This is a genomic window from Shewanella sp. GD03713 (genome assembly GCF_029843705.1).
Lineage (GTDB): Bacteria > Pseudomonadota > Gammaproteobacteria > Enterobacterales > Shewanellaceae > Shewanella.
Map to the genome: position 1 here is coordinate 3726914 of NZ_JAOCIW010000001.1, position 25682 is coordinate 3752595.

The 25682-nt window shown below is 48.5% G+C and carries 25 protein-coding genes; 14 read left to right on the forward strand and 11 right to left on the reverse strand.

The window, feature by feature from the left end:
* Window positions 1-69: 69 nt before the first annotated feature.
* Entirely contained in the window at window positions 70-735 is a 666-nt protein-coding gene (ung, locus tag N5E87_RS16380; RefSeq protein WP_088210352.1) for a uracil-DNA glycosylase, read from the reverse strand.
* Window positions 736-1011: 276 nt separating this feature from the next.
* On the reverse strand, window positions 1012-1446 hold the full coding sequence (locus N5E87_RS16385; protein ID WP_249556081.1) for a hypothetical protein: 435 nt from the start codon (window positions 1444-1446) through the stop codon (window positions 1012-1014).
* A gap of 395 nt (window positions 1447-1841) precedes the next feature.
* On the opposite strand from N5E87_RS16385, the gene N5E87_RS16390 reads away from it, so the two are divergent.
* Window positions 1842-2156, forward strand: a complete 315-nt coding sequence (locus tag N5E87_RS16390) for a DUF3144 domain-containing protein (RefSeq protein WP_088210350.1) — start codon at window positions 1842-1844, stop codon at window positions 2154-2156.
* Between the two features lie 121 nt (window positions 2157-2277).
* On the opposite strand, the gene N5E87_RS16395 is transcribed toward N5E87_RS16390, so the two are convergent.
* Window positions 2278-2892 carry a LysE family translocator gene (locus tag N5E87_RS16395; protein WP_279775418.1) on the reverse strand — a complete coding sequence of 205 codons (615 nt, stop codon included), beginning with the start codon at window positions 2890-2892 and terminating at the stop codon, window positions 2278-2280.
* Between the two features lie 86 nt (window positions 2893-2978).
* Window positions 2979-4529, reverse strand: a complete 1551-nt coding sequence (locus tag N5E87_RS16400) for a peptidase S10 (RefSeq protein WP_279775419.1) — start codon at window positions 4527-4529, stop codon at window positions 2979-2981.
* A 203-nt stretch (window positions 4530-4732) separates the two neighbouring features.
* Between N5E87_RS16400 and N5E87_RS16405 the strand changes: the two genes are divergently transcribed.
* From N5E87_RS16405 to N5E87_RS16430, 6 genes are all read left to right on the forward strand, one after another.
* Complete coding sequence (locus N5E87_RS16405) at window positions 4733-5278, forward strand: thioredoxin family protein (RefSeq protein WP_088210347.1); 546 nt, start codon at window positions 4733-4735, stop codon at window positions 5276-5278.
* Window positions 5279-5789: 511 nt separating this feature from the next.
* Complete coding sequence (locus N5E87_RS16410; protein ID WP_279775420.1) at window positions 5790-7256, forward strand: sigma 54-interacting transcriptional regulator; 1467 nt, start codon at window positions 5790-5792, stop codon at window positions 7254-7256.
* Between the two features lie 160 nt (window positions 7257-7416).
* Window positions 7417-8850, forward strand: a complete 1434-nt coding sequence (gene ccoG, locus N5E87_RS16415) for a cytochrome c oxidase accessory protein CcoG (RefSeq protein ID WP_011718042.1) — start codon at window positions 7417-7419, stop codon at window positions 8848-8850.
* Window positions 8851-9199: 349 nt separating this feature from the next.
* A complete protein-coding gene (locus N5E87_RS16420; protein WP_011621680.1) occupies window positions 9200-9424 on the forward strand; it encodes a ParD-like family protein in 225 nt (74 codons plus the stop codon).
* Window positions 9417-10199, forward strand: a complete 783-nt coding sequence (map, locus tag N5E87_RS16425; protein ID WP_279775422.1) for a type I methionyl aminopeptidase — start codon at window positions 9417-9419, stop codon at window positions 10197-10199. Before N5E87_RS16420 ends, map begins: the two co-directional genes overlap by 8 nt.
* A 236-nt stretch (window positions 10200-10435) precedes the next feature.
* Window positions 10436-12040, forward strand: coding sequence for a long-chain fatty acid--CoA ligase (locus N5E87_RS16430; protein ID WP_279775423.1), 1605 nt, complete (start codon window positions 10436-10438; stop codon window positions 12038-12040).
* Window positions 12041-12141: 101 nt separating this feature from the next.
* Here N5E87_RS16430 and N5E87_RS16435 read toward each other — a convergent pair whose 3' ends face one another.
* The 4 genes from N5E87_RS16435 to N5E87_RS16450 all read right to left on the reverse strand — a co-directional run bounded on the left by N5E87_RS16435 (window position 12142) and on the right by N5E87_RS16450 (window position 17533).
* Window positions 12142-13929 carry an ABC transporter ATP-binding protein/permease gene (locus N5E87_RS16435; RefSeq protein WP_279775424.1) on the reverse strand — a complete coding sequence of 596 codons (1788 nt, stop codon included), beginning with the start codon at window positions 13927-13929 and terminating at the stop codon, window positions 12142-12144.
* A 352-nt stretch (window positions 13930-14281) separates the two neighbouring features.
* Window positions 14282-14839 carry a heme utilization protein HutZ gene (gene hutZ / locus N5E87_RS16440; RefSeq protein ID WP_279775425.1) on the reverse strand — a complete coding sequence of 186 codons (558 nt, stop codon included), beginning with the start codon at window positions 14837-14839 and terminating at the stop codon, window positions 14282-14284.
* 18 nt (window positions 14840-14857) lie between these two features.
* Window positions 14858-15424, reverse strand: coding sequence for a heme utilization cystosolic carrier protein HutX (gene hutX, locus N5E87_RS16445; RefSeq protein WP_279775426.1), 567 nt, complete (start codon window positions 15422-15424; stop codon window positions 14858-14860).
* A 21-nt stretch (window positions 15425-15445) separates the two neighbouring features.
* Entirely contained in the window at window positions 15446-17533 is a 2088-nt protein-coding gene (locus N5E87_RS16450) for a TonB-dependent hemoglobin/transferrin/lactoferrin family receptor (RefSeq protein WP_279775427.1), read from the reverse strand.
* A 248-nt stretch (window positions 17534-17781) separates the two neighbouring features.
* Here N5E87_RS16450 and N5E87_RS16455 point away from each other — a divergent pair, with 248 nt between their 5' ends.
* The 7 genes from N5E87_RS16455 to N5E87_RS16485 all read left to right on the forward strand — a co-directional run bounded on the left by N5E87_RS16455 (window position 17782) and on the right by N5E87_RS16485 (window position 23203).
* Window positions 17782-18645, forward strand: a complete 864-nt coding sequence (locus tag N5E87_RS16455; protein WP_279775428.1) for a TonB family protein — start codon at window positions 17782-17784, stop codon at window positions 18643-18645.
* 82 nt (window positions 18646-18727) lie between these two features.
* A complete protein-coding gene (locus N5E87_RS16460) occupies window positions 18728-19465 on the forward strand; it encodes a MotA/TolQ/ExbB proton channel family protein (protein WP_249556092.1) in 738 nt (245 codons plus the stop codon).
* A complete protein-coding gene (locus N5E87_RS16465) occupies window positions 19462-19899 on the forward strand; it encodes a biopolymer transporter ExbD (RefSeq protein ID WP_249556093.1) in 438 nt (145 codons plus the stop codon). The genes N5E87_RS16460 and N5E87_RS16465 overlap by 4 nt, the downstream gene beginning before the upstream one ends.
* Window positions 19900-19991: 92 nt before the next feature.
* Window positions 19992-20915, forward strand: coding sequence for a hemin ABC transporter substrate-binding protein (locus N5E87_RS16470; protein WP_249556094.1), 924 nt, complete (start codon window positions 19992-19994; stop codon window positions 20913-20915).
* 17 nt (window positions 20916-20932) lie between these two features.
* Window positions 20933-21949 carry an iron ABC transporter permease gene (locus N5E87_RS16475; RefSeq protein WP_279775429.1) on the forward strand — a complete coding sequence of 339 codons (1017 nt, stop codon included), beginning with the start codon at window positions 20933-20935 and terminating at the stop codon, window positions 21947-21949.
* 11 nt (window positions 21950-21960) lie between these two features.
* Window positions 21961-22779, forward strand: a complete 819-nt coding sequence (locus N5E87_RS16480) for a heme ABC transporter ATP-binding protein (RefSeq protein WP_279775430.1) — start codon at window positions 21961-21963, stop codon at window positions 22777-22779.
* A gap of 82 nt (window positions 22780-22861) precedes the next feature.
* The gene (locus N5E87_RS16485) at window positions 22862-23203 is read left to right on the forward strand and encodes a DUF2956 domain-containing protein (protein ID WP_279775431.1); all 342 of its coding nucleotides are present in this window, start codon (window positions 22862-22864) and stop codon (window positions 23201-23203) included.
* On the opposite strand, the gene N5E87_RS16490 is transcribed toward N5E87_RS16485, so the two are convergent.
* From N5E87_RS16490 to N5E87_RS16500, 3 genes are all read right to left on the reverse strand, one after another.
* The gene (locus tag N5E87_RS16490; protein WP_279775432.1) at window positions 23200-23565 is read right to left on the reverse strand and encodes a hypothetical protein; all 366 of its coding nucleotides are present in this window, start codon (window positions 23563-23565) and stop codon (window positions 23200-23202) included. The two genes, N5E87_RS16485 and N5E87_RS16490, sit on opposite strands and share 4 nt — an antisense overlap.
* A 111-nt stretch (window positions 23566-23676) precedes the next feature.
* Complete coding sequence (locus tag N5E87_RS16495) at window positions 23677-25152, reverse strand: FAD-dependent oxidoreductase (RefSeq protein WP_279775433.1); 1476 nt, start codon at window positions 25150-25152, stop codon at window positions 23677-23679.
* Window positions 25149-25484, reverse strand: a complete 336-nt coding sequence (locus N5E87_RS16500; RefSeq protein ID WP_279775434.1) for a winged helix-turn-helix domain-containing protein — start codon at window positions 25482-25484, stop codon at window positions 25149-25151. Before N5E87_RS16500 ends, N5E87_RS16495 begins: the two co-directional genes overlap by 4 nt.
* Window positions 25485-25682: the final 198 nt, after the last annotated feature.

Here is a 25682-nt window from a genome sequence, read left to right on the forward strand (position 1 = left end):
CGATAAACCCATAAAAAGGCCTTGCTTAGCAAGGCCTTTTTATTTTTAACGTTCTTTATCAAAGTGAACTTAAACCTGCCATTGGATCGGTGCTTCGCCCCTTGCCATCAGCAGTTGGTTCACTTTAGAAAAATGCCCACAACCGAAGAAGCCGCGATAGGCCGACAGCGGTGACGGATGCGGCCCCGACAAAATTTGATGCTGTGGCGCAGTAATCACCGCCCCTTTTTTGATGGCATGGCTGCCCCAGAGTACGAAAATAATCGGCTGCTCCTGCGCATTAAGCAGCTTTAATGCCTCAGTGGTAAAAGTTTCCCAGCCCGCATTGGCGTGTGAATGAGCTTGCCCCTGCTCCACCGTCAGCACGGTATTGAGCATTAAGATCCCCTGCTCCGCCCATTGGGTTAAATCGCCATGGTTAGGGATTTGGAAACCGGGAATATCGTTCACTAACTCTTTATACATATTGGCCAGCGATGGTGGCGGTTTAATGCCTCGTTTAACCGAGAAACACAGGCCGTGGGCTTGGTCGGGACCATGGTAGGGATCTTGGCCGATAAGTACCACACGCACCTTTTCCAAGGGAGTTGTCTTAAAGGCGTTGAACACATCCTCCTTGGGGGGATAAATCACCTTACCCGACGCACGCTCTTGATTCACAAATGCAATCAACTGCTGGTAATAGGGTTGAGCACGTTGATAATCGATAAATTCCTGCCAAGTTGCCACAGTCACAATCTTTTCCTCTGGTTAGAATGCCGTTAGCTTAAAAGTGATAGCGCGACATGACAAGCCAACTCAGGTTTTTATTCCCCAGTCTTGAGATATCTCAAGCATATTGTGACCTAAATCCATCGCAGTCCTTTAGCACAAGGCAATCGATTACAATCCCCCCTTATTGCGAGAGTGCAATCGAGTAAAGCAGAGTGCGGCTCCTAGACGCTTTGATTCGCACATAGATCTGCTAAGCCATCAGCTACGTGATAGGGGCGTTTGTGCAAACAATCCTTGTTAATCACGACCACGGTGGCCATGACCACGGTCGTCATCCCAATCTTTGCGGCGCTCATGTTTGTCGTAATGCTTGTGGTGATGCTTATCCTGTTTATAGGTGCGGTAACGAGGGACATATTCGTCACGATACCAGCCATCTTGCACAAAATAGACCGGACGACCACAGGCACCGTAGGAGGCACAATAGCGTCCCCATTTTTTCGCATGACCTGGCGGTACGTGCAGATAGATGGGTTCATACACGACCCGCGACTGCTCGATGATAATAGGCTGTTCGTAAATCACCTGTGGACGAGGAAAATTACCAATATTGATCTGACCGTAAAAGTTTGGATCGCCGATGTTAATCGACACTCCGACATCTGCCGCAATGGCCGAAGATGAAGCTGCAGCGAGTAGTAAGGCTGACAGAGTAAGTTTAATTGCTTTCATGGCGGTTCTCCTGTTGATGGAAGCAGTATGCGAGTGGCTAACTGAACAGAAGATGAATCCTCATAGGAGGCTAAATCGGATATTATTCCCCTCACATCGCCATGCAGAGGTTTTACTTCGGCAGACTATCTACATCAAAAATCGGCAGGGATCCAAACCACGATGACAGAACTGATGTGCATCTACCGCCTTGAGCGGATAACGCGCAACCATTTGATATAAAAGGGAATACAACCAAATCAACCTTCAAGCCAACCGCCATTGAGCGATGGATGACCTGCTAAGTATTAGGCTGAGTACAACAGATGTAGATCCCAATAGTTACGCGTTAACGATTCCTTCTGGCAGAATTTAGGATAGAATCGCCCACCAATAAATTATTTTGAGTAAGCGCTATGACTGATACCAGCAACACCACGATTTTTGAACTTGCCGATCAATTTATTGCCTTAGCCAATCAGCTAAGCCAGCAGGAAGCTGATGTCGGTAAAGTCGGCACTGCCCTGCGTTTTGCCGCGGCCCGTTTTAACGCCTTTGAAGCCGCGATTAAATCTGCCGATTTAGGCGCAGAAAAAGACAATGCGCTCGACTGGTTTAGCGCCGAATACCGCGAAATGCTAAACGACAACCTGGACGATCATATCGCCAATCCACCCGTTATGCAGGAAGAAGCTGCAATGGATGATTCGGTACAAATCTTTAAAGGCTGATGATACGCTAAACGCCAAGCATCGCCTGCCAAAATCCCATAAAAAAACGCCATCCTAGGATGGCGTTTTTTTATCTCCGTGCATTTATCTCTTCGCATTGTTCTAAACGTATTGCAATACGTTAGAGGGTATACACCACGCGTATCGCGAGCAGGATCAGCACCACGCCAGAAAGTTTATCAATAAGCCCCGCTTTTTCCCGCAACTTAGGCAATACGCTCGAATGGGACAACAGTAAGGCAATCAAAGTATACCAAAGCCCATCAACCACCAACGGTGTTAACACGATAAGCGCTTGCCCCGTCAAGCTATCGGCCACCATCACAAACTGACTAAACAGCGCTAAAAAGAACAACATAATCTTAGGATTGAACAGGGAAATCGCGATACCATCGCGCGCCGCAGTGAGCGTATCCGTCGCCTCCCCCGCCGCAAGTTTTGCCTGCATGCCTCCGTTTGAGCGCAATGCTTGGATCCCCATCCATGCGAGATAGAGCGCGCCTAAAATCGCGATCCCATTAAAAATCAACGGCGCTTTTTTCAATACAACGGCTAGGCCGAGTAACGTCACTAACGCATAAATGCCAATACCAATCGAGTGTGCCCAAGCGCAAACAATCCCCTTGCCGCAACCACCGCCCAAGGTATGACGCACCACCATGGCCAAACTCGGCCCGGGAGACATAGCGCCCAAGCAACAAATCGCCAATAGCCCTAACCAAGTACTAAAGCTCATTTTTAATCCTTTAAAGCATAAAAAGGCCCTCAATAGGGCCTTCACAGGAGTGGCAGTTTAACACTGGCCAAACAATACGGTCACTCTCATTTAGCCGCGTTAGGATGATAAAAAGCGCGGATATCCTGCACCAGTTGCGCAAGCGATGCGGGCTCTATATACATCATGTGGCCCGCCTTGTAGTAATGCATAGTGACGCGGCTATTATCTATGCCATTATCGGCAAAGGTATTTTCGGTCGCGAAGAAGGGCGTCGCAAAATCGAAATAACCGTTACCGACAAAAATGCGCAGATCCTTATTCTCGCGTTGTGCCTGCCCTAAATAGGGTGCCACATTCACATAATGCATTTGCTTACCGCTGATATTCCAGTTCCAGCCACGGTTAACATCGGTGGAGAGCACGTTGAAGGGACGTGATAATTTAACCCCTAAATCCTCATACAGATATTGGTGGATAGCCGCCGTATAAGCGCCATCGATACCATAACCCGAAGGGTCGTTATCGGTCGAGTCACCGCCACTGTCGTAATCTTTGCCTGTGTAACGGCTGTCTAACCGCCCGACAGTTAAATCCTGATCCCTGAGCAATTCCTTGGTATAGCGACTCGCACTCACCCGTAAATTCACTCGATCGAGGTAAGACTCACTCAAGCCCGTAAAACGCGCCAACTGTTTGCGTATACTCTGATAATCGCTTTGCGCCAAACGACTACCCTGCAATAGGGCTAAGGCGTAATCCTTGATTGCGAATTGACGCGCCTGTTCGACAAACGCTTCGAGCCCTAAAGCCTTGTCGGCATCGCTGACTTTATTGTGATAAAACGCGGTTGCCGCCATGGTCGGTAAAAAACCAATGTAGGGTTGGTTATTACCCGGTTGATAGCGGGCGTGGCTAAAGTCGAGAATCGATGAAATCAGCATCACGCCATTGACCGAGATATCGGTCCAGCCGCCTTGGAGCTCATCCACTAATGCCGCGGCTCGCGTCGTACCATAGCTTTCACCCGCAAGATACTTGGGCGAATTCCACCGCTTATGTTCAATCAACCAACGGCGCATAAACTCAGCAATCGATTGGGCATCTTCTTTCACACCCCAAAAATCGGCGCCTTTCTTCTCTCCGAGGGCGCGGCTAAAACCCGTGCCCACAGGGTCGATAAACACTAAGTCAGACTCATCGAGTAATGAGTAATCGTTAGCCTCAATCCGATAAGGCGCCGCGCCATCATCTTTAGCATCACCAGGCACAATCACGCGTTTGGGCCCAAAGAGTCCCATGTGCAGCCACAGCGAGGCAGAACCTGGGCCACCGTTAAAAATAAACGTGACCGGGCGTTTACTGCTGTCTTGCACATCATCCCGTAAATACGTAATAGAGAAGATACTCGCCTGAGGCTCGCCCTTATCATTCTCTAAAATGGTCTCACCACTGATGGCTTGATAACTGATCTTCTGATTTTGAATCGTCATTCTGTGCTTAGTGGTCACCACCTCTGGCACTAGCTTATCCACTTTGGCATCGCTTTTTTTAGCTGGCTCGGCATGGCCGACCATGGACACAGTGAATAACAAGGGCAGCAACACACTTGCCCATATCAGCCTTGAGGGCGTTTGCTTCTCTGTTAGCGCTCGCATTAATCGTCCTTCCCTTCCGTTGTAATTATTTTGTGGTCTTTTTATTAATACACCAGCTTACAAAGACTGTGCACTCGGCGCAAAAGCACAATTGCAACCGAATGCGTCAAAGGTTTAATCGGCTTTTAAAGCATAAATTCACGCAGATTTAAGCTGTTAGCCGCTAAGATAGATTGGATTATCGAAAACTCATGTAGGCATCTATGGGCACTATCACTCTTATCAGTCTGGTCATTCTCGCATTACTTGTGGGTGCAATTGGCCTGTTAATCTGGCAACGCAGCAAAGGTAAACGCATTCCACTGGCGGTAATTTTTGTGTTGGGATTTTTCGCCGTCGGCCTAGGCGGAATTATCGGTTTTGTACATAAAGGCGAAGATTATCAAGCCTATCAAAAGCTGCAGTGGCACACGCTGGCCCCTGAAAAAATCGCGCCACTGGTCGCCGATGGCTACACAGTGTTTGTGGATATCACCTCTGACTGGTGCAGCATTTGCCAAACCAACAAGGCTGAAGTCACCCACAGAGAGCAAGTGGTGAATGCGCTGATGGCCGACAAGGTTATTTTAATGCAGGGAAATTGGAGCGAAGCCGATTCCACCATTGCGGGTTATATGAAGCATGAAGGCGTACCGGGCACACCTTACAATAAGGTTTATGGCCCAAGGGCACCTAACGGCATAGTGCTGCCTTCAACACTCACCATAGAGGCCGTGCTTAATGGCTTAGCTCAGGCAAAAGCACTGTAAGCGGTTTATTTGGCTTAAACTTCAAAAATAAAGCTTTAAGATTCAAACACTCGCGCAATAAAAAAGGCTGCATCGCAGCCTTTTTGCACACTTCAAATCAGTAGAAAGCAATTTTCCGGAAAGGTGGGCAGAAAATCACTCCGTACTCTTAACAACCGTCTAACCCCAAAACGCTATTTAACTCGTTCGTGCACTCACACCGTACTTCAATAAACATCCCCGAGTTGCCGTGAATTCCCAGTATTAAGGGCGAGCCTGCTTTGTTCAGGTCAACTTAGCCAAAGATATTTATGAAACATTTTTATAACAATTTACTCTTTTACGCCAGCACTAAATACAACTTTCGAACGATTAAAATATAAGCTTTTTATTATCAACAAGTTAATGGTCAGACCTCTAAACATATCTCTAAACCATTCAATTCAAGCATTACTGAATAACTCACGATATATCGCGACACGACTCAAGGGGTTATACTCTGGGCACTCATTCGTATTAAGGAATCAACGGAATGACCTCAACACAGCCCGCCGCAATGCCCTTGGATAAACATTTTCTGCCAGAGAATCAGTTACTGCTTAATGCCGTGGGTGAAGGCATTTATGGATTTGATTTAAATGGTAATGCTGTCTTTATCAATCCCGCCGCCGAGCGCATGACGGGCTGGAAAAATGAAGAGTTACTCGGCAAAAATATCCATAATTGCCATCATCATAGCCACGCGGATGGTAGTCATTACCCGCAGGAAGATTGCCCCATCTACAATACGTTAAAAGATGGGATAGCAAGGGAAATTACCCACGATGTATTCTGGCGTAAGGATGGTAGCAGCTTTCCAGTGTATTACAGCTCTACGCCCGTCTATCGGGATAACAAGCTTATCGGTGTAGTCGCGATATTTCGCGACATTAGTATTCAGAAACAAACCGAGCAGTCGCTACGCCAAGCTTTGGCGCAGGTTCAGGCTCTGTCGGAGCAACTTGCCAGCGAGAATCACTATCTCCAAGCCGAGTTAGCCGATAAGACCGGCGATGTGGATATTTCGGGCAGTAGCGCGGTGATCCGCCATATGATCCAGCAACTGCATATGGTGGCCAATACCGACAGTACCGTGTTGATTTGTGGCGAGAATGGCACAGGCAAAGAACTGGTGGCCCGCAACTTACATCAACTGAGTCGCCGTAAAGATAAACCCATGATCAGCGTAAACTGCGCGGCATTTTCAGCCTCACTGCTAGAGAGTGAGTTGTTTGGCCATGAGAAAGGCGCCTTTACGGGTGCGACTCAGCAGCGCAAGGGCCGCTTCGAACTCGCCCATCAAGGCACACTGTTTCTCGATGAGGTGGCCGAATTAAGTTTGGAGGCGCAATCTAAGTTACTGCGAGTGATCCAAGAGCAATCCTTTGAACGACTCGGCGGCAGCGAAACCATTAAGGTCGATATTCGCTTAGTCGCCGCCAGCCACCATGATTTACTCAAGCGCGTTGAACAGGGCTTATTCAGGATGGATCTCTATTACCGCTTGAATGTCTTCCCAATTCAAGTGCCACCGCTGAGGGTAAGGCTTGAAGATATGCCCGAGCTTGTCAGCCACATTTTGCATTCCCTAAACCGCAAACTCGGTAAGAAACTGCGCGGCGTAAGCCAAAAAGGTCTGCAAAAACTGATGGCCTACAGCTGGCCTGGCAATGTGCGCGAATTACAAAATATCCTCGAACGGGAGGCCATTTTATCCCAAACGGATATTTTACAAATCCATGCCATGCCTACGCATCATCTGCAGACTCAAACCGCGGCTTCGCCGTTACAAACCTTGGCCGAGGCGGAAGCGCAACATATAGAACAAACATTAAAGCAGCTCAACTGGCGTATTTCAGGCCCCAATGGGGCGGCCAATGTGCTCGGCGTTCCGCCAAGTACACTCAGATCGCGGATGAAGAAACTCGGGATTACACGCCAACCCCCTGCAGAAGAATAGCCTCAAAAAACGCGATATATCGCCAATTAGCGATATATCGCGACATGCGTTAAATCGCCATTTGATTTAACCATTAAATATCAATACGTTAAAACAAAAAAATCTTGGCCTAACGCTTGCTATAGGGAGCCGAATCTTATTTAAGCCGTTAGGACAGCATATGCCCAAGAGTGACCCCCTACAGAGTGAGAACGCCAAGCGCTCCTCTGCCGAGCAATTTATCCCCGTAAAAAATATCCAGGCGGACGATAAGCCTGCACATAAAAGCAGTGGCCAGATTCATTTCCGTGAACAGAAGGGCTATTTTCAACGCCTGAGAACCACAATGAATAGCCTATTAGTACTGCTGTTTTTTGCCCTACCCTTTATTTCCTTTGATGGTCGGCAAGCGATATTGCTGGATGTGAGTCAGCAACAGTTCTTCTTTTTTGGCCTCACGCTCTGGCCACAGGATTTCACCTTGCTCGCTTGGGTGTTTATTGCCGCCGCCTTTGGATTGTTTTTCATCACAGTGTTTTGGGGGCGCGTCTGGTGTGGCTATCTTTGCCCGCAAACCGCGTGGACTTTTATGTTTGTCTGGCTCGAGAGCCGGATTGAGGGCAACAGCAACAAACGTAAATTGCTCGATAAGGCGCCATGGTCAGCCAATAAACTCGGCAAAAGAAGCCTTAAACACGGTTTGTGGGGATTAGCCGCCTTAATTACTGGCTGTGGATTTATCGGTTATTTCATCCCCGCCCGCGAACTCTATTTGGATATTTTTACCGGCAATGCCGGCTTTTGGACGACCTGCTGGGTATGGTTTTTCGCGATTTGTACTTACTTAAATGCAGGCTGGATGCGCGAGCAAATGTGCTTACACTGCTGCCCCTATGCGCGTTTTCAGGCAGTGATGTTCGATGCCAACACCAAAACTGTGACCTATGATGCCGCACGCGGCGAAGCGCGCGGCCCACGTAAGCGTAAACAACCGACTGAACTCGGTGATTGTGTTGACTGTAACTTATGTGTCGAAGTCTGCCCGACGGGGATTGATATTCGCCAAGGCCTCCAATACGAGTGCATTAACTGCGGCGCCTGTGTCGATGCCTGTAATGAAACCATGCAAAAATTCGACTACAAACAAAACCTAATTAGCTATGTCAGCGAGAGTGAATTAAAGGGCATCGCTCATTCCAACTGGCGCTCGCCACGCTTTTTAGGTTACGGCGCCGCCGTTGTCATTATGTTGGTTGTGATAGGTTTAGATCTCTCCAGCCGCAGTGAGATTCAACTTAACGTCATTCGCGACAGGCAGAGCCTATACCGCGAAACCGCCGATAATAAAGTTGAAAATACCTACCAGCTGAAGATCCGTAACAAGACTCAGCAAACCAAGCAATATCAACTCGCGGTCAACAGCGAAATGCCCTTCAGCTTAATTGCCGATCCTGTCATTACCCTCGCTCCGGGCGAGCAATCGGATTATCCCGTGACAGTATTAGCTGATAAGGATGCAATCCCAGCGGGGCGCAAAATTATCGAATTCTCGGTAACGGATGTCAGCAAACCTGAACAAAGCGTTAGCCAAGAAACCGGCTTCTTTAGCCCTTAGCGTAATGCGCTAGTGTGCTAGTGTGCTCGCCGATAAACGAACACACTGCATGACCGTTAGTCACTTCTATGAATGATGCCCGTTGGATCACTGTGGTTCGCCGGGCTTTTTTACTCACCTTATTTCGTTAAATCCGCTAAATAGCCTCAACTCGCGCCGCACAAACATGAAGTGCGTCAATTTAAAGCAATAGCCTTATAGCCAATTATCTTGCACCTGTGTTGCGCTTACGGCTGCTGCTTAAAAGAGGCTCGGCTGTCATTGCGGTAAAGCAATATCGATTTATTATTGACGAATCACCATATAGAACGAATACAATAAATATACGAAACATATATAAAGTATATTTATGGGCATAGTTAAAATTTCCGAAGAACTGCATGATGAGCTGAGAAAAGCCAGTTCGGTCATGTCACGTTCAATCAACTCGCAGGCGGAATTCTGGATAAGGATCGGGATGCTGGCAGAGTTGCATCCACAGCTCTCCTTTAATCAGTTAGTCGCCGATTTAATGAAATCTGCGGACGTGAACCTAGCCAACGTGACCCAAGTAAAGGAAATGGCCGATGAATAATCAGGTGAAGATAAAATCTGCCGAAGAAATTGCACTGATGCGCCGCGCGGGGCAATTACTAGCTCAAGTATTTCAAATGCTTGATACCTATGTCCGCCCCGGCATCAGCACCATGGATATCAACGATGCGGTCGAAGCCTTTATTGTCAATGAGCTAAAATCGCGTCCCGCGAGTAAAGGTCAGTATGGCTATCAATATGTGCTGAATTCGTCTATTAACGAGGTGGTCTGCCATGGTGTGCCCTCGCCGAATGAGGCAATAAAAAGCAAAGATATCATTAACTTAGATATTACCCTCGAGAAAGACGGCTATATTGCCGACTCCAGTAAAATGTATGTGATGCCACAGGCACCCGCCGAAGCTAAGAAACTGGCAGATGTTACCTATCTTGCCATGTGGCAAGGGATCAAACAGGTAAAACCTGGGGCCACATTGGGCGATATCGGTCATGCGATTCAACAATATGCCCAATCCTTTGGCTATAGCATTGTCAGAGATTACTGTGGCCATGGGATAGGTCAAGAAATGCATGAAGAGCCACAAGTCCTTCACTATGGAAAGCCAAATCAAGGCCTTAAGCTCAAAGCGGGCATGGTATTTACCATTGAGCCCATGGTGAATCAGGGCACTGAAAAGATAAAGCTCAAAAAAGATGGTTGGACGGTTGTTACCCGCGATAAAAAACTCTCGGCGCAATCGGAACATACGATACTTGTCACCCCAACGGGATACGAAGTGCTCACCCTACGCCATGATGAGCAATCTCCCCGCTAATTTCGACGCTAACTCTCGCTTTTTCATCTCAAATTCAGGTGTGCTGTAGTAAATTTGCACTGCAGTTCACCGCCCTTCATTAGAGTAAAAGTTCTATTTTTACAATTGGATAGCCGTGCAAATTGCTACAATAATTTAACGATAAACGTTGACCTGACAGGTTGAATCCTTCTAATCTAAACACTCGTTTGATTTTAAAATAATAACAACGATAAACCTATTTGAGGTAGTTAGGCATGGCATACGATCAAGAGTCACAACTCGAACTTGGCAAATACTCATCACTCATAGACTTAATCGAACGCACTAGCCAACGCTTTGGTGATAAAACGGCATATGCTTGTTTGGGGAAAACCAGCAGCTTCAATGATATAGAGCGTGATTCACGCTATTTTGCCGCCTATTTGCAGAATAACACTAACCTAAAACCAGGCGATCGGATCGCGATTCAATTACCCAATATTACCCAGTTCGTTATCGCTGCCTATGGTGCGCTGCGGGCGGGACTTATCCTAGTCAACACTAACCCGCTCTACACCGAAAGAGAGCTTATTCATCAGTTTAATGACTCAGGTGCTAAGGCCTTAGTGGTGCTGTCGGATCTGCTGCCAACCCTTGCTAAAGTGGTTGCGACCACACCGATTGAATTAGTGATTTCCACTCACCCGTTAGATCTTATCGATCCGCAGGTGCAGCCCAAAACGGGGCTTAAAAATGTCGAATTCTGCCAAGTGCTAAAACAAGGGGCAGAGTTGCCCTTTAGCCGTTTTGTTCCCGCAGCAAATGACTTAGCCGCGCTGCAATATACCGGTGGCACAACGGGTCTTTCTAAGGGTGCCATGCTGACCCACGGCAATATGCTCGCCAATGCAGCGCAGGTAAAATCCCGCATCGGCAGTGTTATCACCGAAGGGGAAGATACCTTTGTCGCGCCACTGCCGATTTACCATATCTACGCCTTTATGGTGAACTTGGTGCTGTATTTTGAATGTGGTGGTTGCTCGGTATTAATCCCAAATCCCCGTGATATTAATGGCTTAATCAAGACGCTGGCGAAATACCCCTTCACCGGTTTTGCAGGGCTTAACACCTTATTTGTCGCCTTGTGTCATCAACCAGAATTTAAGGCACTGGATTTCAGTCATTTAAAAATCACTATTTCTGGCGGTACAGCGCTGACCGCTGCCGCAGCCAATCTATGGCAGCAAACCACAGGCAATACCATCAGTGAAGGTTATGGCTTATCCGAGACCTCGCCAGTGATCTCGCTCAATGCACCGGGATATCAAAAGATTGGCACTATCGGTAAGCCCGTTCTCGGCACTGAGGTCAAACTGTTAGACGAAAACGGTAATGAAGTCGCGCAAGGGGAAGCCGGTGAGCTCGCCGCCCGTGGCCCACAGGTGATGCTAGGTTATTGGAATAATCCCCAAGAAACGGCCAATGTGATGACGACTGATGGTTTCTTTAAAACGGGGGATATTGCGATTCTGAACGAGGAAGGCTTCCATCAAATCGTTGATCGTAAAAAGGATATGATTATTGTCTCCGGCTTTAACGTCTATCCTAATGAAGTCGAAAACGTGCTTGCTAGCCACCCAAATATCATCGAATGTGCCGTAGTTGGTGTAAAGGATGAACACTCTGGAGAAGCAGTTAAAGCCTTTGTTGTGCTTAAAGATGACAGCCAAGACCCTGAACTGATGAAAACCACCATCATCAACTTCTGCCGCGAGCAACTCACTGCCTACAAACTGCCTAAGTTAATTGAATTTATGCCGCAGCTACCTAAGAGTACTGTGGGTAAAATTCTGCGCAGAGAGCTTAAAAATCAGCCTTAAACTTGGCTAAAAATCAGTTAATTTGAGCAGTCTTAAATCCAAAATAAAACCCCAGGTAGCACTCTGGGGTTTTATTTGAGCCTCTTTACCCAATCCAAGTCTTACTCGCTCAATGGGTTAACCTCATCCGTTAGCAGCTGCAAACTGGCAAACTCGCGATATAGATCATTGGTTTGCATTAGAGTTTGATGCTTACCACTGGCAACAATTCGCCCCTTATCAAACACAATAATTCGATCGGCATTAATTACGGTTGCAAGCCGATGGGCGATGATCAGCGTAGTTTTACCCGCCATTAACTCATCAAGCGCCAGCTTCACTTTTTGCTCACTCAAGGCATCGAGTGCACTGGTGGCCTCATCGAGTAATAGGATGGGTCTGTCGGCTAAAATGGCCCTCGCAATGGCAATACGTTGTTTTTGCCCGCCAGATAAGCGCACACCGCGCTCACCCAAATAGGTTTGATAACCTTCATTAAATTCACTGATAAACTCATGGGCACGGGCCGCAATACAGGCATCAATCACTTCCTGCTCGCTGGCATCAACGCGGCCATAGCGCACATTTTCCAGCACACTGGTGGCAAAAATCACTGAGTCCTGCGGCACAAGCGCAAATTGCGCCCGCAAATCCTTTGGTGAAAGCTCAGCAATATCAATCCCATCCAATAAGATACTGCCAGATGACGGCACATAAAACCGCTGCAATAACTGAAATAGCGTGCTCTTGCCGGCACCACTCGGGCCGACCAAAGCCACCCGCTCGCCGGCATTTATTACAAGGTTTAAGTCGCTGAGCACTAACTGAGTTTGCTCGGGATAATGGAAGTTAAGTTGTTGCAGTTGCAGCTCGCCGCATACTTTATCTGGCAGGGTTTTAGGCACCAGCGGCGCCGGAATATCGACCTCAGTTTCGGCTAATTCGATTAAGCGTTCTGCGGCGCCCGAGGCGCGTTGGATTTCCCCGACCACTTCACTAATGGTCGCAACCGCGCCTGCCACCATCACGGCATAAAACATAAAGGCTGAGAGTTCGCCGCCCGTCATCTTACCCGACATCACATCGTGGGCGCCGACCCAAGTCACTAGCGCAATGGCAGCAATACTGAGGAACATCACTGAAGAAATCAGCAGCGCGCGGTAACGAATGCGGCCGCTGGCGGCGGTCATCACATCTTCGACACGGCCATTGAACAGGCTGCGGTCCTTATCCTCATGGCCATAGGCCTGCACAGTGTGGATCTCATGCAAGGTTTCATCCACATAGGCACCCAAATCCGCCACCCTATCTTGACTTTCGCGCGCTAAGGTACGCACTTTTCGGCCAAAGAAACCGACAGGCCCCAACACTAAAGGCACGGCCAGTAGCACGAGCAGCGTCATCTTCACGCTGGTGATCCCCATCATCGCCAGCCCACCAATAACCGTCACGCCGGAGCGCAGTGCCATAGAGAGACTCGAACCGACAACGGTTTGAAGTAAGGTTGAATCGGCGGTAAAACGTGAAATCACCTCACCAGTGCGCACCTTGGCATAAAATGCCAGAGATAATTTAAGTAATTGATTATAAACCGCAAGCCGAATATCGGCACTGACACGCTCCCCAAGCCATGTCATCAGATAAAAACGGCAAAACACCGCTGTGCCACTCACAGCGGTGATGAGCAGCACCAATAGAATAATTTCATTCAGTCGCTGGGCATTATCCTTAATAAAACCTTCGTCCACCATCAGCCGCACGCCTTGGCCGAGAGATAACCAGGCCAAAGAACCGATCAATAAAAATACAATCGCCGCGACAACTCGCAAACGATAGGGCTTAAGAAATTGCCAAATCCAGGGCAATACTGCCCGTTGGCGGATCGAAGAATTAGCAGCGTTGTGAGACATAGTGGACTCTGATAATGATCGTGGGGGGAAGTGTACTCGATTCTGTAGGCTCAGTTAGCGATTTGTTCACTATTGATATCCTTAGGCTTTATATGCCCATCAACCTTAGCACATGCGAGTATCAACAGAGCATACCCGAAAGCCTTAAGGATAAACAAAGTGACTTTCGCAAGGAGTCGCTGCAAAGCGGGCAATAACAAAGAATGAAGGCATAACGAAATATCTCGAGGAATATAACAATAAACCCGCCTAGATAGCGGGTTTATGCTTTTGCTTTGAGTCGATCAAGCTCAAGGCGCTGATTTTCAAAACATAAGTCTTCAAGACACAGTGTTTACGCTACAAGTAGTACTTAAGCTACTCGCATATCTTCGGGCGCTTTAGGTGTGCCATGGTGCCCATCACGCTTCCAGTTGACATCGAGTAATTCGCTGCCCGTCAGACTAAAGGCTTGGCCAAAACCTTTCACATACAATCCCTGATGGGGCGCTAACTTATACAGATTAAAGTCCTTCAGTGCCGCGAGATTATCGGACATGTCGCCAAAGCGTTTTGATAACAGGCTGACTCCCTTACTAAACGAGGGCGTATCCCGCTCAACCGCTTGAGCCAGAGCATCGAAAGTGAGGCGTTTACGGGCGAATACAGACTTAGCTTCGGCTTCATCCTCCACCAGCATGACAGACACTTTGGTCGACTGCTTAAGGTTGTGGCCGTGACGCGCTAAGTCGCTCACTAAGATGTAAAACCCATCGTCAGCTAAGGCAAACGGGGCGTAACTGGCATTGGGTTGCCCATCCGTATCCACAGTGGCGAGTTGCAAAGTATGGCGCTGCTGTTTAAAGGCCTCAATTTCGGGTAACAGTTTGTCCCTTAAACGTTGTTCTTGCTCGGAGATTTCAGGCTTCATATTGGATACCTTAATAAATTATGTCGGTGACTGTTGAGTGGCAAAGGTGCCCGCTAGCGCTTTAAAACGGCGAACTTGCTCAGGAAAAAGCACTCTTTGCTTGTCTCGTCCTAAATAAACTTTGAATACCACCTCGCCTTGAGAACCAAAAAAGTTAATCGAATGGCTCTCGCTGCCCCTAAAGGGTCTGCTGATTAGCGCGATCGCTCGCATGTTATCCAGCTTGAGATGACCATGAAGGCCATCGCCTTTGCTGTAGAGGTTGTAATATCCATGGGCAAATTTCCCTTGGGGAAAATCACCTTTAAATTCAAAAACGCTGCCCGAGAGCATCACTATCGTGGTCAGAGGTCCCCACTCGGGTAAGCTCTGCAGCAGTTCGTCCATTTGCGTCAAAGGTAAAAACACCCGCTGCGCTTGCGGTAGTGCTGCGACCACATCAAGCTCGGCAATCCCTAATTCACTCGCCAACTGTGCAGGCATTAAATCGGGCTGGCTGACAAAGCGCTGCCTTAACATGGACTGCGAGTCGGCATCTATGTGATGGCTAGGGTGACTGATTTCAGTGTCGATTGTCTGTGTCATTTGCATCTCCTAAAGCTGGGCCTAGAACATATAACGTGCTGACAACTTCATATTGCGACCAGGTTGATACAGGGTCTGCCATGCCTGCTGGTATTTCTCATCACCAATGTTTTCGATGGCGAAGTCGACTCTCAGGCCAGACATTGCCCCCATAGCCGGTTCCCAGGCGAGGTACACATCCCACAGGGTGTAATCGTCATACTTAGCCACGCGATAACCTTCGGGCGTATTGGATTGGCTGGCGACATAGGTCACTCGGGTGCCGAGTTTCATATCGCCTTCCATGATGCCTTGGGAGAGATCGACGTTAAACTTATTGGCGGGCATACCTTCGATATAGTCACCAGTCTTTCGGTCTTCGCCGCGAGTCTGACCGTAATTCATTGCCAGCCGTGTTTGACCAATGCGATAACGGCCGCTGAGCTCAAAGCCCGTTAACTGCGCATCTTCCACGTTATTCCATGAGGTAGTTTGCTCAAATCCTGGGATCCCCATTAACGGATTGGAGACTTGCTGAACGATAAAATCGTCCACATCGTTACGGAAGATGTTTACGGTGAAAGCCAGCTCATCATCTCCGGCTAAGTCGTTGAAACGAAAATCGGCTTTCAGTTCTTTATTGCGGGCGACTTCAGACTTTAAGTTGGGATTCGTCGCAAAGGTATTACACAGACCTTGGGGTAAAAAACCGGGGATCGGCGGAATGCAATAATGGGTTCCGGTAGAAAACATTTCCTCAACCGTCGGCGCACGGAAAGCCTGATCGTAACGTGCACTTAAGGTCAGCCACGGCTGAGTCTGCCAACTCAAACCCAGCGAAGGTGATAACTCATTGTCATCCGCAGAGGCATTGAGATTGTGACTCTCGTTTTTGAAGCTGTCGTAACGTAAGGCGGCGTCGAGATTGACGGTTTGCGTTAATTGAATATCGGCACGGGTAAAGGCGCCCCACACTGTGGTCTCACCATCAATATCCCCTGGGCGCTGCCCCACTTGACCCCTATCGTCTCTGACGGTTTTAAGGGTATCGCGATAACCATCGACACCATAGGTCAGCTTAGTGTTGCCTAACTGCGAACTGTTGTTGAGATTGATGCCGATGGTGCGGTATTCGGTGCTATCGAATTGACCTTTGGTCACTCGGTCTTCGTCATAATCCGTGCTATTCCAATAGACTTGGACTTTGGTGTCCAAATACGGATTATTTGCCGGCGCCAAGCTGTAATTAAGGGTGACGTTTTGATCGTCCGTTTTGCGGCGTACTAAAGGCACTGAACTGCTCACCGCGGCGGAAGGATTACTCGGCACGAGTTCATTAATCTTGCCAACTCTTGCCGATAACTCTAAGCGTGAAGCCTCATCGGCTTGCCAACCAAACTTAGCTAAACCGTTGCTCCCCAAAGAAGCACTGTTCGCTAAGGTTTCGTCATTCCCCGTATTGATATTATTGGAGTCGAAGTAAGATCCATTGATTAACCAATCAATAGTATCTTGTTGGCCATACACGGCAGCGCTGGTTTTAGTGCGATCGCCATTCGTGTCATAGCCTTGCTTTAGATAGCCACCGAAGGTTTCGTTAGGGGCTAAGAAGTCTTGAGCCGATTTAGTATTCTGCGCCACCACACCACCGATGGCACCACTGCCCCAGAGACTACTGGCAGGACCGCGAATCACCTCAATTGATTTGAGTAATTCTGGATCCATAAAGTAAGAACCACGGTGACCAGAACTGGTATTCTGCCTTGCACCATCAATGGTTTGTAATACACGATCGCCGCTTAAGCCACGGATCTCAACCCCTTGAGACGTCGCTCTCGGCCCATTGGTTAGAGTGATGTTGGCTTCATTTTTTAGCGCTTCAGCAACCGATGATGCCTGAGCCACATTGAGCTGTTCTTCACTCACAACGGCAACACTGCGACTCGTTTGGGAGACTTTTTCACTAAGGCGTGTCGCGCTGACTAATACTTCATCAAACTCAGTCTCGACTAATCCCGGTTTCTTTTCCTTTTGCTGCGCAGTCACACCTTCTTCAGCCGCTAACGTGAAGCTTAGCGCCGTAGTCGTTAATGCGATCGCAATGGCGATAACTAACGGCTTCTTTTGCATGGTTACATCCTTAAATCATCAATGATATTAATCGATTAGAATTCAAATCGACCATGTATGGTTAGTCCGTGAACCTAGGTCGAGCTGCTGCATTTTTGAGCATCCATTTTCGTAATTGCTGGCACTCTAACTGAGATTGGAAAATTGATCAAATAGAAATCATTATCATTTGCGATCTTATTTATATTAACGTATCTTAATTAGCATTGATTGATGGGCGACTGTTTTTTGAACTTGGAAGGCGTACTGTGACACCGAAACGATATCTGGTTTTTGGCGCATTAACCGTTGCAATCCAAACGGGTGTGATTGCATCGCAGCCTGCTATGCCATTACCAAGTAGTCTCAATGAATCGGCACAAATGACCGCACTCAAAGAAGCAAATAAAGCGGTTACCTTAAGCTTTGCAGCCCATCGTGCAGCAGAAAAATCAGCGATAAAAAATACGCCTGCGAATACGATTACCGAAGATGCGATTTCAACACATGCGCCTAATACCAGTAAGCCCCAAACGGCGCCAGCACTCACTGATACGCCAATAACTGAAATGACAAGGCAAGCACCTGCACCAACCACAGATAAGCCACGAACGATTCAATCCGCAGTGCAGAACAAGCCAACGTCGAACACATCCTCTAAGGCTGATGCGACAACAGCAAAGCCTCTTATGGCCGCAAATACACAGCATCAGAAAGAAACTGAAGAGATAACAAAACCTTCTGACTTAGTGTTGTCGCAAATGGCAGAAATCAAGGCTCAAGATAATGCCGCTATTAACAACACCAATATGACGTCCACCAGTGTCAGCGAGAACACTAAAGCCACTCCCGAGATTATTGAACTGGCGACGCCAACTTTTGCCAGTAAACCGCCGCAACCTACCTATCCACGCATGGCACGTAAAAAAGGGCTTGAAGGCACGGCGACGGTAGAAGTGCTGTTTAACGAATTTGGACAACAGCTCGCCCTCACCTTAGTGAAAAGCTCAGGCGTGGGGCTGCTAGATCAAGCGGCATTAGAGGCGGTGGAGACCTGGGAGTTTCAAGCTCCCACCAACAAACTGGCCAGCCATTACAAGGTGAGAGTACCTATTCGCTTCGCCTTAAATTGAACGTCCCTAACCGCAGCATTTCAGTTATCGCTGATAGCTTGATAACCATTATTAGATAACGAATTTGACCTAAGAGGCTCAATTGCCCATGACTGACTTTTCCACCCTACAGGCTCAACTCGGCGCCCTGACTTGGCCGCTACTTATCTGCGCCTTTCTCGCGTTAATGATTTGCCTCGAACGTAGTGCCTTATTTTTACAGCAATCCTTTGCATCTATATCACCCAAAAAACAGGCTTGGGTGAAAACGCTGCGTCAATCCGATGCCAAGGCTTGCAGTGAAACTATTCAAGCACTTATCGAGAGTACGAGTCGTCAGCAGGACTTACTGACAAGGGGCGCCAATTTACTGCTAAAACAAGCCGATAAGCCAAAGCCGCTCAGGGAAGAATTACTCAGCCTGTGGCTGAACAAGCAGCAAAGGGACTTACAAGCGGGCCTCAAGTTACTGCAAGTGATTGGGATTATTAGCCCGTTACTGGGTCTATTGGGAACAGTATTGGGGCTGATTGAGATGTTCGCCCAGTTAGGGCAATCCCAAGGTCCTGTCACCCCATCACAGCTCAGCGCCGGGCTTGGGCTGGCGATGAACACCACGGCAGCGGGTCTAATTATCGCGGTGCCGACCATTACTGCCGCCCATCTGTTTGGGATCTGGGCCCATAGTCAATGCGTAAAAGTGAGTCATGTATTGAATCAGCTCAATTTGTGGCTATCTGGGGTTGAACATATCGCCCTCGAGCAGAATCACTATCAGGCTTTTGCCGACGTTAATCGCACGAAACCCGCCTCTAACACTCAACTCGAGTCACAGCCATGATCAGTGCCGATAGAGCCTCATTACCTCAAGCGGGGATCTCGGCCTTAGAGCCCCTTCCGAGCATCGATCTTACGGCGTTGATTGACATTATTTTTATCGTCTTAGTATTTTTATTGCTCACCGCCAATAGCCGTTTGATGAGTTTACCCGTGGAAGTGCCGCAAAGCCCAAGCAGCGCCATCACGGCTGTCGAACCTAAAGAATCCATCGCTATTAATATCCTGGCAAACGCTCCCCACTGGGTGCTAAACGGCGAGACCTATTCCGAGTTAAACGCCTTCAATTCGGCATTTGAAGAACGACTAAAACGTCATCCTCAGGCCAGTATTGTTATCGCGGCAGATAAAGCCGCGCCAGTAGAACCCTTAATGCAGCTGTTAGCGCTCTTGCAGGGCAATGCCATCAGCCAGACGCAGATTTTGATGGAGCATTAATCGCTTAGGTTAAAGCAGAACATTTTTCGAAACCATTTCCCTTGGCAGTACCTTTTGCCTGCCTTGCACACAGATGAAGTAGGAGTTTATCCATGTTGTTTCAAGCCAATCGTCATGCCAATAAATCAGCCAATAACTGGCGGCTATTTTTCCAGGCGCTCAGCCTCTCAACATTCGCGGCCTTATTCTCGACCAATGCCTTATCGCAGGAGATAAAACTGGTTAGCGCGGGCGCTGGGGTGACAGAGTTGGTGCTTGCCCTCGATGCCGCCGACGAGCTGGTTGCAGTGGACTCCACCAGCTATCTTCCCGAGCACTTGGCGTCAATTGCCAAATTGGGGTATCACAGAATGTTGTCGGCCGAGGGCATTATGGCGTTGTCACCAACTCTAGTTGTCGGCTCTGAGGTGATGGGGCCAGAAACCACGCTCAATGTGCTCAAACAGGCCAAGATAGAGGTGGTGAAGTTACCCTCCAGTGCCGATGAGAAACAGCTGATGACCAATATTGATACCCTAGCTCAGCTACTGAAACGCACAGACCAAGCGACACAGTTAAAACAAGATTTGCATCAAAGACTTGAAGGACTAAATAAACAGCAACAGCAATTGAACCAACAGCAGGCCCAGCCGAAAATTCTGTTTATGTTATTACAGGAAGGACGCGGCGCCCGCGTCGGCGGCAAAGGTACTGCGGCCGATACCATTATCGCGCTCTCTGGGGCGAAAAATATTGCCGACTTTGAAGGTTATAAGAGTCTATCCCAAGAGGGCATACTCTCACTCCAGCCCGATGTGATTTTACTCTCTAAGCGCAGCGAACAGAGCGATGCACAAACGGATGAACAAACCGCGCAAGCACTCTTAAAGGAAATGCCGTTACTCGCCCACACTCCCGCAGGCAAAAATGGCCATATTCAAGCCCTTGCCCCACAAGCCTTACTCGGCGGGTTAGGCATTAGCGCTATCGGTGCGGCTGAAACCTTAGCCGCCACGTTGCTCAAGCAAAGTCAATAATTTTAGGGCTGATGAGTATGTTACAACATCGCTGGCTATGGCCCACCATGGCAATGCTGCTTATCCTCAGCAGCCTGCTTTCCGTCAGTGTCGGGCCGGTGAATATCAGCCTTATCGACTCCCTCAGCGCGGTGTTTAATTGGGCCACGGAGCAAAACATTGGCAATCTTGCTCCCCACGAGCAACTGGTTGTCAGCAATGTCCGCTTGCCTCGCACCTTACTAGCCCTTGCCGTTGGGGCTATGTTGGCCCAATGCGGTGCTGTTATGCAGGGGTTGTTTCGTAACCCTCTGGCAGATCCTGGAATTATTGGCGTGTCATCCGGCGCGGCATTAGGTGCGGCCATCTGCATAGTGCTGTTCCCTCACGCCGAATCTGTCATGATTTCTGTCAGTGCTTTTGGCTCTGGTTTAATCACTACCCTTATTGTCTATCGTCTTGCCAGCAGCGCTTTAGGCACATCGGTCGTGTTATTGCTCTTATCTGGCGTCGCCGTTGCCGCACTCGCCGGAGCTGGGATTGGCGTATTAACCTATTTAGCCAATGATATGGCGCTCAGGGATTTAACTCTATGGCAAATGGGCAGTATTGCCGGCGCACAATGGCAATATGTGGGCTTATGTTTAGTGGTGTTAGCCCTGCTGAGTTGGCAATTTAATCGTGATGCTAAGGCACTTAATGCCCTGCTGCTCGGTGAGGCCGAGGCCAGGCATTTAGGCATTGATGTTGATTCACTCAAGCTGAGACTCATCCTGCTCTGCGCCTTAGGGGTCGGCGTCAGTGTTGCGGCAACGGGCATTATCGGTTTTATTGGCTTAGTAGTGCCCCATTTAGTGCGTATGTTGCTGGGGCCAGATCATCAACGCCTCCTCCCCATGAGCGCCCTGTTAGGTGCCGCCTTGTTGGCACTTGCCGATATCGGCGCGCGCGCCTTTTTACCCCCAGCGGAACTCCCCGTTGGCTTAGTGACTGCGCTCATTGGCGCACCATTCTTTATCTTTTTACTCCTGCAACAACGCAGCAAATTAATCTAAGCGAGAACCCCATGGCTATGAGCTTATCGGCTGCGCCCGTCGCTAAACAACATTTTGAACGTACCCAATTAAGCGTGGATAGACTTAGCTACGCTATCGGCGATAAAGCGGTGTTAAAGGACATTAGTGTGCAATTTCAACCGGGCAGTGTCACCGCACTGTTAGGACCTAATGGCGCGGGTAAGTCCACACTGTTAAAGGCGCTGTGCCAAGAGATCCCCGCCGCGCGCGGCAGCATTTGGCTTGGGCACTGCCCGCTTGTCGATTGGCCAAGGGCAGAACTGGCAAAATCGCTTGCAGTGTTACCGCAGCACGCGAGTTTAACCTTTCCCTTTAAGGTGAATGAAGTGGTTGCTATGGGCTTGTATCCCCTCACGCTGAGCCAACAGGCGGGACAACTCCTAGTCACAAAATGGCTCACCGAGGTGGAGATAGTGCACTTAGCGCAGCGTAGTTACCCCACCCTTTCGGGCGGTGAAAAACAAAGGGTGCAACTGGCGCGGGTATTAACTCAGTTGAGCCAATCTCCTTTTCCGCCGATTTTACTGCTCGACGAACCCACCTCGGCACTGGATCTGGCGCAGCAACATAAGGTATTAGCGCTGGCAAAAAATCTCGCCCACAAGCACGCCTACACTGTGATTGTGGTACTACACGATCTCAATCAGGCCGCCCGTTACAGCGATAGAGTTATCGTCCTCAAGCAGGGTGAAATCGTCAGTGAAGGCTCGGCAAGCAAGGCTTTATCGGCCGAGATTATTCGGCAGGTATGGGATTATGAACCTGAGTTTATTCCTGCACCGCAGGGCGGTTATCCATTGATTTTTTAATCCAAAATCAAACCCGCTAAGCTGTTTCTCTTAAGGTTAAGGGTATAATCGTGCCAATCGATATCGCCAGTACATTGAGCAGATGAAAAACACAATTTCCACCGAGACGCAGCAAGACGCCTTAAGCATTGCCAAAGCCACGCAAAAACCGGGGCAAACAAAGGAACAAACTAAGCTTATCGCGCAAGGGATTGAAAAAGGCATTGCCGAATACAAAAAACGCCAAAAAGCCAAGTCCCGTGAGCGCGATAAACTGAGAAAACAACAGCTAAGGGCAAGAAACCAACAAGCGAGCACGGCCGACGAGATGGATGACGACGAAGATTTTTCGCTGCCGCAGACTCAATTTACTCCTGTCACATGGGCTGCCATCGCCTTGCTACTCCTTAGCTGGCTTGGTTTTGGGGCATATATCTTCCTTTAACTCAGGAGATTAACGCGTAACATATCAAGGTAGCCGGCAAGCTCCTGTGGCAGAAACGCTTGTGCAATTAGCGCCTTAGCATTGATATTGCCAGCCTTTAGCTGGACTCGCCCCGTCTCGGGCGAAAAGGCCAACTCAAGCCAGTTGGCTCTGTCGGGGTAGCCATCGAGTGTTAGACAAAGCGTATTGTCCCGCTCTATCGCAAACTGACAATCCCAGCATTGGCCGACAAGATCGAGCAGCACTTGCCCGCTTTGCGTGTCGGTTAATCTGGGCGCATACACCCAATGGGACATGCGCATTTCATGGGGAATGGTCTCAAGCTTAAGGCGGCCCTGTAGAAAAAACTGTTCGGTTAACATATTCGGATCATCAAAGTAGTTATCATGTATGAAAAATCGTGTATGAATAAATCGTGTATGAATAAAAATGACTCGGCAACTGGCTGGTTAACTAACTGTTTTATAAAAAGATTAACTCATTAAGCCTTCTAATCGATTCGCGAGCCACTTAGCTAAGCCTTTTTGCCAAGCCGCACTCTTGAGCTGGCTGTAGAGCCTATCTTCCCACGCAAAAATCTTGTTCATGCCATGGTAAGCGAGCCAAGGTAAAGGCTCGCGCTCCCAGGGTGCTAATACCTGTTGAACTGGAGCATTAAACGCCCAAGGCATAGATGCAAACTGTGTATCACGTTCTAATATCAAGTCCACCAGCGTGCGGGCAAATAGGTTTGCCGCCCCGACACCTTCCCCACCATAGCCGCCAATCAGACCTAAACCGAGACTTTTATCAAAAATGGCATGGGGAGCAAAGCGCCTCGCCAAGGCTAAGGTACCGCCCCAACCATGGGTAATTTCGACACCCTTAAGTTGAGGAAATAACGCCAATAATAATTGATAACGGAAATCAAATTCGCCCTCGAAAGCACACTGAGGTGGGCTTTGATTGGCGGGAAATTTCGCATTAAAGAGCTTAGGGTCAAAACCAAATTCGGTGCGAATTGTCGCCCCAAAGCCATAGCCGCCACGGGCACCAAATATCAGCCGATTATCAGGGCTACGCTGGCCATAAGTCACTATACGACTGGCATCACTAAAGGTCGCGCGATTAGCCAAGCCAATTGTATCCCATGTGGCGTTCGTTAACGGCTCGGTGGCGATAAGCAAACTCTGCACGGGTAAAGTAAATCGCCCCAGACCACTGAGCTGACGTAGATAACCTTCCACTGCGGGCACCACAATCGCCGCCCGAACATTTCCTTGTGGCGTCTGTAATTGGGTTTGTGCATCGCCAAGATGCGCCATGTGATTTACAGGTGTGTGCTCATAGATCTTCACCCCTAACTTTTGTACGAGTTCAGCCAAGCCACAGACGAGTTTCGCCGGATGTATTCGCGCGCAATGGGGCGTAAAAAGTGCCGCTTGGCCCTCGGACATAAATACTTGCCTATCGAGCTCAGGCTTATCCAGCCAACGTATATCTTCTTCGCCAAAACCTTCTGCGCGCCACTGCGCTAATTCGGCTTTAATATTGGCTAATTGCTCGGGATAACGCGCCGCTACCCGCAAGTTACCGCCATGGTGTAAATCACAGTCGATATGATGCTTGGCGCAAACAGTGGCAACTTCAGAGATGGTTGCTTGAATAATGGCTTTAGCGATAAGGCGCTGCTCGCCTTGAAGCTGATTAAGATAGGCGACATCGCCACTGAAACTGCCCATCAACCAACCACCATTGCGGCCGGATGCACCTTGGCCTATGCGTTCGGCCTCAAGGATAACCACAGACAGATTTGGCTGGTATTGCTTTAGATAATAGGCAGTCCAAAGCCCGGAATACCCAGCACCGATAATGGCCACATCGGCGGCGATATCCTGCTCTAAGGGCGGTAAAACGGCTCGTTGATTTAACTGTGGCTCAGTGTCGAACCAAAATCCGCGCTCTTTCACGCCAACGCTTCACTTGAGGCATTAACACCAATGATTGCAGCAATTTCATCGACATGGGTATCAACCCAAGCGCTGCTGATTGGCCCCCAAGTGACGATACGATAATAACCCGCATTGTTACGGTTGCCGTCCTGCACAAACTCGACTCGAATCCCTATATCTTCAAATGCGGCGATAGAATCCTGTAGCGTGCGCCGCGGCATTCCAGTTAACTTATTGAGTGATAATAGGTTATGTCGTTCATCATCCATTAAATGCGCTAAATATAGCTTACGCAAAAATGCCTTATGCTGTTTCGACATCGATTGAGTGGCTGCGGCTTCTAGGGGCATAGAGGAACGATCCAAAAATTGATCAAGAGTCTATAAAACTACTTGATATTCAGTGAATAAGAAATAGCCTCAGCGCAAATTATTAGGCAGAGTTTACAGGGTTACTCCCGCCAATATTGAACAAATTATCCTCATTGACTTGTGTTTATCCCCCCATGGCTGTTATTTCTAAGAGGAGTCAATCGATGGGAGTAAGTG